This window comes from Mycobacterium sp., from assembly GCF_035653355.1.
Classification (GTDB): Bacteria; Actinomycetota; Actinomycetes; order Mycobacteriales; family Mycobacteriaceae; genus Mycobacterium.
On sequence record NZ_DASRBZ010000243.1, the window covers coordinates 1 to 9266 of the forward strand.

Here is a 9266-nt window from a genome sequence, read left to right on the forward strand (position 1 = left end):
CATCCGGGTGGCCCGCGCCATCAGCGTGCTGTTCCCCCAGATCACCACCATCGGCGGGTACCGGCAAGATCCCTTGCCATGGCACCCCAACGGGTTGGCGATCGATGTGATGATCCCGAACCATCACAGCCCCGAGGGGATTGAGCTCGGCAACCAAATCGCCGGTCTTGCCCTGGCGAATGCACAACGCTGGGGAGTGATCCATGTGATCTGGAGGCAGGCCTTCTACCCGGGCATCGGTGCGCCGAGTTGGACGCCGGACTCCGGCTCGGAAACGGCCAACCACTACGACCACGTTCATATCGCCACCGACGGCGGCGGCTACCCGACAGGGCACGAGACCTACTACATCTGACAACCGGTCGCTTACCAACGCGCCTCAAATCTTCGCGGCTATTTGGCACCAGTCCAAGGAAATACCGAGAAGCTTGCGGAAATGCAGACCCGGCCCACGAAGTGACCCGTGCGTTGACGTGCCTGCGATGATTGGCGTCGTGGCCGAAGGCGCGGGAAACCGGTCGGTCGAGAACCGGGCGGTAGCCGATTTCCTGATTGCAACGGGGGCGCAGCCGTCGGTTTTGGTCATCGACGGCGAAGCCGGCATCGGCAAGACGACGCTGTGGCTGGCGGCGAGCGAGCAGGCGGGTGAGCGCGGATTTCGGGTGCTGTCAGCGGCAGCAGGGCAAGCCGAGTCGATATTGGCTTACGCCGCCGTGGCCGATCTGCTGAGCGACGTCGAATCAGCTGTTTTGACAGCGCTTCCCGACGTGCAGCGGATTGCGCTTGAGCGAGTTTTACTGCGCGCCAACGGTGACGGCCCCGCCACCGACCAGCGCGTGGTGGCGGCGGCGTTCCTATCCGTTGTCGAGGACCTCGCGGCAAACAGCCCGGTGCTGGTGGCCATCGACGATGTGCAGTGGCTGGATTCGTCGAGCAAAAGCGTGGTCGCGTTCGCTATACGGCGGCTGCGAGGACCGATCGGGGTGTTGCTGACCGAGCGGACTGAACCCGACACCGAAAATGCGGGGTGGCTGCAGCTGAACAGACCAGGCGGGGTTGAGCGGTTTCGTGTGCGTCCGTTGACTATTGGCGGCCTACACACGCTGTTCCTGGAGAAGCTAGGTCGGTCGTTCCCAAGGCCCACGATGGTTCGCATCGCGGAGTTGTCTGGCGGCAACCCGTTTTACGCATTGGAACTGGCGCGCGCGATGGGCGGCCTGTCACCGGAGTCCGAGGCGGCATTGCCCGCCACATTGGCCGGACTGGTGCGTGCCCGGATCGGACGCCTCGATAATGATGCCCGAAATGTGTTGCTGGCCGCGGCATGTACGGCCGAGCCGACGGTGGACCTACTGGCACGGGCCACCGGTGCAGGCGTCGAGCGGACGGTTGAGCTACTCGAAGAGCCCGAAGATCACGACATCATCAGGATTGACGGCAATCGGGTGCACTTTTCTCACCCTTTGCTCGCGAGGAGTGTTTATACCGACGCTGGTCCCGCCCGTCGCCGCAGGATGCATCGGGCCTTGGCCGACGTTGTGACCCTGCCCGAGCTGAGGGCCAGGCATCTCGGGCTAGCCGCCACACGCGCGGATCCGGAAACGCTTCGCGCTCTTGACGAAGCCGCCGATGCAGCGCTGGCGCGCGGAGCACCTGCAGCCGCGGCGGAGTTGATCGAGTTAGCCATCCGGCTCGGCGGTGACACGTCATCGCGTCGCATACGCGCGGCCCAGCACCGTTTCCAGGCGGGCGATACTGGCCGAGCTCAAGCGGTGCTCGCACCGACAATCGATGCGATGGAGCCAGGCCCGCTTCGGGCGATCGCGTTCGATCTGCTTGCCGGAATGCGTATCTACGACAACAGTTTCCTGCAGGCCGGCGATCGACTCAAGGCTGCGCTCGACGACGCCACAAGCAATCCCGTGGTGCTGGTACAGACTTTGCTCATGCTGTCGTTTGTCCAACTCAATTCAGACGAGTACAGCGAATCACTCCGGCACGCGCGCCAAGCAGTAACAGTCGCCGAGGAACTCGACATTCCGACCTTGACCAGTCAAGCGCTCGCGATGTGGGTGCGGGCGAGCTTCACGTACGGACAAGGGTTCGACGAGTCCGCTCTAAAACGCGCACTCGAACTGGAAGATCCCCACATCGATGTGCCAATCCCGTTCCGCGCCAGCGCCATTAATGCTCTGATAATGACCTGCACGGGCCGGCTAGACGAAGCCCGTACCCAAATGCGTGCCATACGGCAGCACTGCGTCGAACGCGGCGCCGAAGGCGACATCGTGGCCATTGCCGGATACAGCACTTGGGCCGATATTTGGCAGGGACGCTTCAGCGATGCAGCAGAATCGGCCAATGATGCCGTGGAGCGGGCCGAGCAACTCGGCGGTGACCACGTGCTCGTGATTCCGTTGAGTGTGCGGGCAGCAGTCGCGGCCTACACCGGCCGTGAGCGCGACGCGCGCGCCGACGCTCATAACGCCATGGGGGCCCAGCGAGGTGGCTCGCCCCGGCTGCCGGGCTACTGGCCGGCGATGGCGTTAGGGTTTCTTGAGGTTTCGGTTGGCCGATACGCCGAAGCGCTGACCACCCTTCAGCCGGTGTTGTCGATCTTCAACAGCATTCCCAGCACCGAGATCCTCAGCGCCTGGTACATCCCGGATGCGGTCGAGGCGATGATCGCGCTGGGTCACTTCGACGACGCCGAGCCGCTGACCGAGGCGCTGGAACGTAACGGTAGACGGCTCGACCGCGCCTGGATGTTGGCCGTCGGCGCGCGCTGCCGCAGTATGTGGTTGGCCGCCCGGGGTGACGTCGGCGCCGCCGAAGAGGTTGCCCACCAAGCGATTACGGAGCACCAACGGCTCCCGATGCCGTTCGAACGCGCCCGCACCCAGCTGCTGCTCGGCCAACTACAGCGTCGGCAGCGCAGGAAAGAGCCCGCCGCGGAGACCTTGCACGAGGCGTTGCGCGCCTTCGAAGCCATGGGCACCCCGCTGTGGGCCGAACGCGCACGCGCTGAGCTCGCACGCACCAAAGTCAGCCCCGCCCGCGACCTGGGGCTCACACCCACCGAGCAGCGGGTGGCCGAGCTCGCGGCATCGGGCATGACCAACCGCGATGTCGCAGCCACCTTATTCATCAGCCCCAAGACCGTGGAACACAACTTGTCCCGCGTCTACCGCAAGCTCGGTATCCGCTCCCGCGCGGAACTTGGCCAGTGGATGAGGCAGACGCAACGTTAGGGAAATCCCCGATTCGCCAGGCGCGACGGATCACTAATGTCCATTGGGTGGGCAGCGCAGCGCCGCCGGTCGCGTGTTATCTCGCTGAGTGGTATCGACCGGAGGTCACCCAATATCCGCTCGACGACACCGTCGCCAAGCTCGACGCCGTCGCAGCCACCATGCGTATGGAGGGCTCGCTGGTGGAACTGCTTGTAACACTGGCGGTGCCGACAGACGAGGTCATCTACGGCGTCTTTGCCGCGCCCTCGCCTGAGATTGTCGTCGAGGTGTGCCGGCGCGCTGGTATTCCGCTCGAACGGCTTAGCGCCGACGTGGCGGCTCAATTCATGCGAGTCACGCGGGATTGAGGGCTGGGGCTAACCGTTAGGGAAACCCCCGATTCGTCAGTGACGGCAACTTGAAAAACTAGCTCGAACAAGTAAACCGAGCGGCCATACGGCTAGCGACCGGGGAGGAGCCATGGTCCTAATACATCAGCCCTCCGATCCGACTGGGAGGCTTTCGACACAGGAACCCCGTACCCCAGCAGTGGCGACCGTTGATTGCCTTATGTCAGGCGAAGTGAACCACGCCTACTCGATTGTTGAGGATGAGGACGGTCCGGGCCATCCGCGGATCAGTGCCGTTGACGGGTCGGACGTGGAGATCGCAGGGGCGTTTCAACCACCTGAGCGGCCGTATTGGTTGCTCTATGTGACCCCATGGCTGGCCGCTGCCGCCGGGGCTGCCTTTTGTCCCGACCCTCTTCCGTTGGGTAGCCGGAAAGAAGCCAGGGAATGGGTGAGTCTGGTCGCCCAGCTGTACGCGAAAGCGGCATCGTGACATACACAGCCGAGACGGCTCACAGCCCAATCCGCGCCACGGATGCCGAAGGCCGGACTGTCTGGGTGTCCAGGGCCCGCTGTCGCTCGGCCACCGATCCCGATGAGCTGTTTGTCCGCGGCGCAGCTCAGCGAAAAGCCGCGGTGATCTGCCGGCAGTGTCCGGTGAACCTCGAGTGCGCCGCCGAGGCGCTGGACAACCGGATCGAGTTCGGTGTCTGGGGCGGTCTGACCGAGCGTCAGCGCCGCGCGCTCCTGAAGCAGCACCCCGATGTAGTGTCGTGGGCCGACTTCTTCGGTGCCCAACGCAAAGACCTAGGGCGTAATTAGGCTAGGCAAGTGGACGTGCCGACGGGCGCTCCGAAAGAATCTCAACTCAAAAGCAAGTCGCGTCGATTTCTCTGAAGCAGATTGCTCAGATTTTAGTTTTGCGGATGATGCCTGACCGCTGGCCGTAGGAAAAGGTCTGGCGCAGAGGGCTTTCCGGGCCCCCAGAATAGAGCAGGTAGCTCACGGCGGATCGGCGTATCGGCGAGGCTCATTGACGACGCGCTGCACCTGATCACGGTCACGCTTCACCGACGGCATTTCTGGCGGGGGTGTATACCGGTGCTCGTCGGGGATGTCTGACAAGCGCACTGGCAGGCCTTCGCATGGATCGCCGCGCCACAGGATAGTGCCCGGCTCTTCAGGAGGGGACGTGAACCTACCTGGCCAGTTCTCCTCGAGATCGAGCAAATAGTAGTAGCGCACCGCCTCTTCTAAGTCGAGCCACGGACTGGGATCGATGAGCGACTCCCTGGTGTCGCGGACCAATCCGCAGGTGACCTCAGATGGCGGTGCCTTATAGACGATGTACATCATGGGACCCTCGGTCCATGCATGCGACACTAGGAAGCTGTAGTGCCCCTTTTCAGGTTTTGCAACTTGGTTCTCAAGCTCTGTGTGACGCAACAGGTTTCGCAGGACCGCTATCGCGAACGCACTTTGTGCGTCGGTGGTTTCAGTTGATGGGCACATTGTGATTCACCCATGGCGGGGTCAACGTCCACCCCGGTTTGACTTCCACCAGCCCGCCTCCTGGAAGTGGGTACATCGTGATCACGCCTTTCTGTCCTCCGTCGGGCACGTCAGGACGCCCCACACGGGGGCGACCACAATCCTCATTGTCAGACTCTCGCCGGTGTCGCGGCAGCTGGCAATTCCGAGCGGGACCGCTCGTGTAGTGAGTGCGGTTGATCGGAACGTCATAGCGGAGGGTACCGTCCGGCTGCCGCACCGGCCGACTATGGGAAATCAGGTCTTTAAATACGTTGGGATTGATTACGCCATGCTTCCGGTACGCCTTATCCCACCCAAATCCCTTGTCATTTTTCGCGTCGTAGTAACCACGCCGCAGGATGACGTGATTGCCGTCTAAGTCCGTGGCCTCGGCGATCACGTCATTGACCGGATACGGCGGTAGCCGCCATTGCTCTGGCTATGGCGAGCGCACGAGCTCCACCCGGCAGGACGACGCGTGAGGTACCGGCTCGTATCTCCGCCGGCTCGAGTCGGCCCCAGCTCCGGCGGCATCACCCCGTCGTAGAATCGTCACGGCTCATCGAGCCGGCCTAGGCCGCGTTAGCTCAGTTGGTAGAGCATCGCCCTTGTAAGGCGAATGTCGAGAGTTCGAGTCTCTCACGCGGCTCTATCCTGCGGCTCCATCCCTGTCGGCACTCACCGATAGCGTCGTCTTGTGTCAACGACCTGTGTCGGGTGCGGAGCCAATATCGACGGCCATCGGCTAAAAGTGTTTTGCACCAATGCATGCCAACAGTCACACCGCCGCCGCGTGCTCTTGGAGGCCTGGCTCGACACCGGAGTCTGTGGTCGCATGTCGTACCAAGGCCACTACGTCCGGGACTACCTCTACGAGCAGCAGGGCGGTTGCTGTGCGATCTGCGGCATCGTGGACGAGTGGAACGGCGTAAGCCTGGCGCTGATCGTCGACCACATCGATGGAGACGCAAGCAATAATCGTCGTGAAAATCTGCGGCTCATTTGCCCCAACTGTGACAGCCAGTTGCCGACGCACGGCGAGGAATCGCGGCAGCGGTCGGTACTACCGGCGACAGAGGTACGCCAACGGCCAGTCCTATTGACGCTCCAGCCGCCTGAGCATCCAACTAACGTTCGATTCGAACCGTTTACCAAGGCGAGTGCTCTACCACTGAGCTAAGGAGGCCGGTCCAGCGACAGCTAGCGTAGCGGCTCACTCATCGTGGTCGACGATGCGCTGAGAACGCACCGTCCGCGGCGTCGTGCGGCGCGCAGGACGGCGTCCGGGCAACGGGATGCGCTCGGCGATATTGCTCAGCGGGTTGACCACCATGGTCAGCGAGATGACGGCGTCTTGGAGTGTGGCGATGGCCGGTTCCAGTGCCTCCATCCCGGGCGCTAGTCGGCTGAGCGTGTCGGCGACATCGGCGAGCTGCTCGAGCGGCCCGTGCTTGGCGGTGAGCTTGTCAATGACGCCGCCCTCGGCAAGCAGCCGGTCGACCACCCCGTCCTCACCTAGCAACCGCTCGGCCACCCCGTCCTCGCCCAGCAACCGCTCGACCAGCCCGTCGTCGGCGAGCAGTTGATCGACCAGCCCACCCGGCTGCAGTGCGCGCTCCAAACCACCCCCTTCGGCAGTCAAGCGGTCAAGCAAACCGTCAGGCGCGGTCAATCTGTCGACTACACCGCCGGGACGCAACAGCCGCTCGACCGGCCCGTCAGGTGCCAACGCCCGCCCTAGCGGGGCGTCGTCGTCTAGCAACCTGGCCATCCGGTTTGCGCGCAGAATCGCGTCGTCGATACCTAGCATGTGCGCCACGGAAGCCGGCTGCCCGCCGGCCTCGCCTATGACCCGTTTGGCCAAGCCGACACCGGTTGCCGCTATGTCGAGGCTGGCGTCGGCCGCTGCCAACCCGATTCGCGCCGGCGCCGCGGCGAGTGTGACCAGGCTTTTGCCGAGGTTCATCCCCCGAGTGTATTCGCGCTGTATTCCCAGCGGCGCGCACCAGCAAAACAAGTCGCTGGCACCAAACTCACAGCAAGTGCACAGTTCCTTTGAAGGTTAAGCTCAATCAAGTGCGAAGGAATTGATGGCATGGTATCGGGCGTCGCACAGGAAACCACACCGGAAGCACGCGTCCTTGTCGTCGACGACGAGGACAACATCGTCGAACTTCTCTCGGTGAGCCTGAAGTTCCAAGGCTTCGAGGTCCACACCGCCACCAACGGTCCGGCGGCCCTCGACCGCGCCCGTGAAGTCCGGCCCGACGCAGTGATTCTCGACGTGATGATGCCCGGAATGGACGGCTTCGGGGTGCTGCGACGGTTGCGCGCCGACGGCATCGACGCACCCGCGCTATTTTTGACCGCACGCGACTCGCTGCAGGACAAGATCGCCGGCCTGACGTTGGGCGGCGACGACTACGTCACCAAGCCGTTCAGCCTAGAAGAGGTGGTCGCGCGGCTGCGGGTCATCTTGCGCCGCGCCGGCAAAGGAAGTACCGAGCCGCGCAGCGCCCGGCTGAAGTTCGCCGATATCGAACTCGACGAAGACACCCATGAGGTGTGGAAGGCCGGCGAGCCGGTGTCGTTGTCTCCAACCGAGTTCACCCTGCTGCGTTACTTCGTGATCAACGCGGGCACGGTGCTGAGCAAACCGAAAATCCTCGACCACGTCTGGCGCTACGACTTCGGCGGTGACGTCAACGTCGTCGAGTCCTACGTTTCTTATCTGCGCCGCAAGATCGACACCGGCGAAAAGCGGCTACTCCATACTCTTCGCGGGGTGGGCTATGTGCTCCGGGAGCCCCGATAAGCAGGAGGCCGGCTCCCGCGGCCGACTAGTGCGCGGAAGGCGAAGAATACGGGGATGGGCAGATTCCACCGAGGCGGGCTGCCGCTGAGGGTCGGCCTGGTGGCGGCCACACTTGTGCTGGTGGCCTGCGGGCTGGCGGTCTCGGGGGTCGCGGTCACCTCGATCTTGCGGCACAGCCTGCTCAACCGGGCCGATCAGACGCTGCTTGACGCGTCCCGCAGCTGGGTGCAGGCTCCCCGACGGATCTCGCAGTTGCCCTATGAGGGGCCCAACGCCGACCGCCCGCCCTCAAAGTTCTACGTCCGGGTGTTGGCGCGCGACGGCCGCAGTTGGCAGGCCATCAATGACTCCCACGCCGAACCGGCCCTGCCTGCCGACAACAACGTCGGGCCCGAGCCGGTGACGGTGGGCTCGGTCAACGGATCCAATGTCCAATGGCGGGCGGTATCGGTGCGCGGGCCCCAAGGCCGCTTGATCACAGTCGCCTTCGACCTCTCCGATGTCCAGCACACGCTGCGCGCGCTGATCTGGCTGCAGGTCGGGATCGGGGCGGCGGTGCTGCTGGTCCTCGGCATCGCCGGCTACGCGGTGGTCCACCGGAGCCTGCGGCCATTACTGGAGGTGGAACGAACCGCCGCAGCGATCGCTGCCGGGCAGCTGGATCGGCGTGTCCCCGAGCGTGATCCGCGAACGGAAGTAGGCCGACTTTCCTTGGCGCTCAACGGAATGCTCGCGCAAATTCAGCAGGCGGTGGCCGCCTCTGAGTCCTCGGCGGAGAAGGCCCGCACATCCGAGGACCGGATGCGACGCTTCATCACCGACGCCAGCCACGAACTGCGCACCCCGCTGACCACCATTCGCGGCTTCGCGGAGCTGTATCGGCAGGGCGCCGCCCGCGACGTAGAGATGCTGATGTCGCGGATCGAAAGCGAGTCGCGCCGGATGGGCGTGCTGGTCGAGGATCTGCTGCTGCTGGCGCGCCTGGACGCGCAACGCCCGCTCGAACGCCATCGAGTGGATCTGCTCGCCCTGGCCAGCGACGCCGTGCATGACGCGCAGGCGATCGCACCCAAGCGCCGGATCGCCATGGAAGTGCTCGACGGCCCCGGCACACCGGAAGTGCTCGGCGACGAGGCGCGCCTGCGCCAGGTGCTGAGCAACTTGGTGACCAACGCGCTGCAGCACACCCCGGAAACTGCCGATATCACCGTGCGGGTCGGCACCGATGGCGACAACGCCGTGCTGGAAGTCGCCGATGAGGGCCCCGGCATGAGCCAACAGGATGCACTGCGGGTGTTCGAGCGCTTCTACCGCACCGACTCGTCGCGCACCCGC

9 protein-coding genes, 1 tRNA gene and 2 pseudogenes are annotated in these 9266 nt (G+C 64.1%); 9 read left to right on the forward strand and 3 right to left on the reverse strand.

Annotation, left to right across the window (positions count from 1 at the left end; all coding sequences use genetic code 11):
• The 5 genes and pseudogenes from VFA16_RS08265 to VFA16_RS08285 all read left to right on the forward strand — a co-directional run.
• Positions 1 to 355: pseudogene (locus tag VFA16_RS08265) on the forward strand (glycoside hydrolase); the annotation flags it as partial.
• Positions 356 to 482: 127 nt separating this feature from the next.
• Positions 483 to 3251: a helix-turn-helix transcriptional regulator gene (locus tag VFA16_RS08270; protein ID WP_324967349.1), complete on the forward strand. Its 2769-nt coding sequence runs from the start codon at positions 483 to 485 to the stop codon at positions 3249 to 3251.
• A gap of 47 nt (positions 3252 to 3298) precedes the next feature.
• The gene (locus tag VFA16_RS08275; RefSeq protein ID WP_324967350.1) at positions 3299 to 3601 is read left to right on the forward strand and encodes a hypothetical protein; all 303 of its coding nucleotides are present in this window, start codon (positions 3299 to 3301) and stop codon (positions 3599 to 3601) included.
• Between the two features lie 202 nt (positions 3602 to 3803).
• Positions 3804 to 4076: a hypothetical protein gene (locus VFA16_RS08280; protein WP_324967351.1), complete on the forward strand. Its 273-nt coding sequence runs from the start codon at positions 3804 to 3806 to the stop codon at positions 4074 to 4076.
• Complete coding sequence (locus VFA16_RS08285) at positions 4031 to 4405, forward strand: WhiB family transcriptional regulator (protein WP_414687670.1); 375 nt, start codon at positions 4031 to 4033, stop codon at positions 4403 to 4405. The genes VFA16_RS08280 and VFA16_RS08285 overlap by 46 nt, the downstream gene beginning before the upstream one ends.
• Before the next feature lie 180 nt (positions 4406 to 4585).
• Here the strand turns inward: VFA16_RS08285 and VFA16_RS08290 are convergent, their stop codons facing one another.
• On the reverse strand, positions 4586 to 4966 hold the full coding sequence (locus VFA16_RS08290) for a hypothetical protein (RefSeq protein WP_324967353.1): 381 nt from the start codon (positions 4964 to 4966) through the stop codon (positions 4586 to 4588).
• 112 nt (positions 4967 to 5078) lie between these two features.
• A complete protein-coding gene (locus VFA16_RS08295; protein WP_324967354.1) occupies positions 5079 to 5516 on the reverse strand; it encodes a hypothetical protein in 438 nt (145 codons plus the stop codon).
• A 176-nt stretch (positions 5517 to 5692) separates the two neighbouring features.
• On the opposite strand from VFA16_RS08295, the gene VFA16_RS08300 reads away from it, so the two are divergent.
• Positions 5693 to 5765, forward strand: a tRNA-Thr gene (locus tag VFA16_RS08300).
• A 48-nt stretch (positions 5766 to 5813) separates the two neighbouring features.
• Positions 5814 to 6219: pseudogene (locus tag VFA16_RS08305) on the forward strand (HNH endonuclease).
• A 110-nt stretch (positions 6220 to 6329) separates the two neighbouring features.
• On the opposite strand, the gene VFA16_RS08310 reads toward VFA16_RS08305, so the two are convergent.
• Complete coding sequence (locus VFA16_RS08310; protein ID WP_324967355.1) at positions 6330 to 7082, reverse strand: hypothetical protein; 753 nt, start codon at positions 7080 to 7082, stop codon at positions 6330 to 6332.
• A gap of 129 nt (positions 7083 to 7211) precedes the next feature.
• Here VFA16_RS08310 and VFA16_RS08315 point away from each other — a divergent pair, with 129 nt between their 5' ends.
• Positions 7212 to 7931 (forward strand): response regulator transcription factor, encoded by a 720-nt coding sequence (locus VFA16_RS08315; protein WP_324967356.1) that lies wholly within the window; start codon positions 7212 to 7214, stop codon positions 7929 to 7931.
• A 54-nt stretch (positions 7932 to 7985) separates the two neighbouring features.
• Positions 7986 to 9266 (forward strand): HAMP domain-containing sensor histidine kinase (locus VFA16_RS08320; RefSeq protein WP_324967357.1); only part of this gene is annotated, 1281 nt, incomplete at its 3' end.

Coding starts and splice junctions, on each gene's coding strand:
- VFA16_RS08310 (WP_324967355.1), bottom strand. CDS start 7,082: ATGAACCTCGGCAAAAGCCTGGTCACACTCGCCGCGGCGCCGGCGCGA.
- VFA16_RS08270 (WP_324967349.1), top strand. CDS start 483: ATGATTGGCGTCGTGGCCGAAGGCGCGGGAAACCGGTCGGTCGAGAAC.
- VFA16_RS08280 (WP_324967351.1), top strand. CDS start 3,804: ATGTCAGGCGAAGTGAACCACGCCTACTCGATTGTTGAGGATGAGGAC.
- VFA16_RS08285 (WP_414687670.1), top strand. CDS start 4,031: ATGGGTGAGTCTGGTCGCCCAGCTGTACGCGAAAGCGGCATCGTGACA.
- VFA16_RS08315 (WP_324967356.1), top strand. CDS start 7,212: ATGGTATCGGGCGTCGCACAGGAAACCACACCGGAAGCACGCGTCCTT.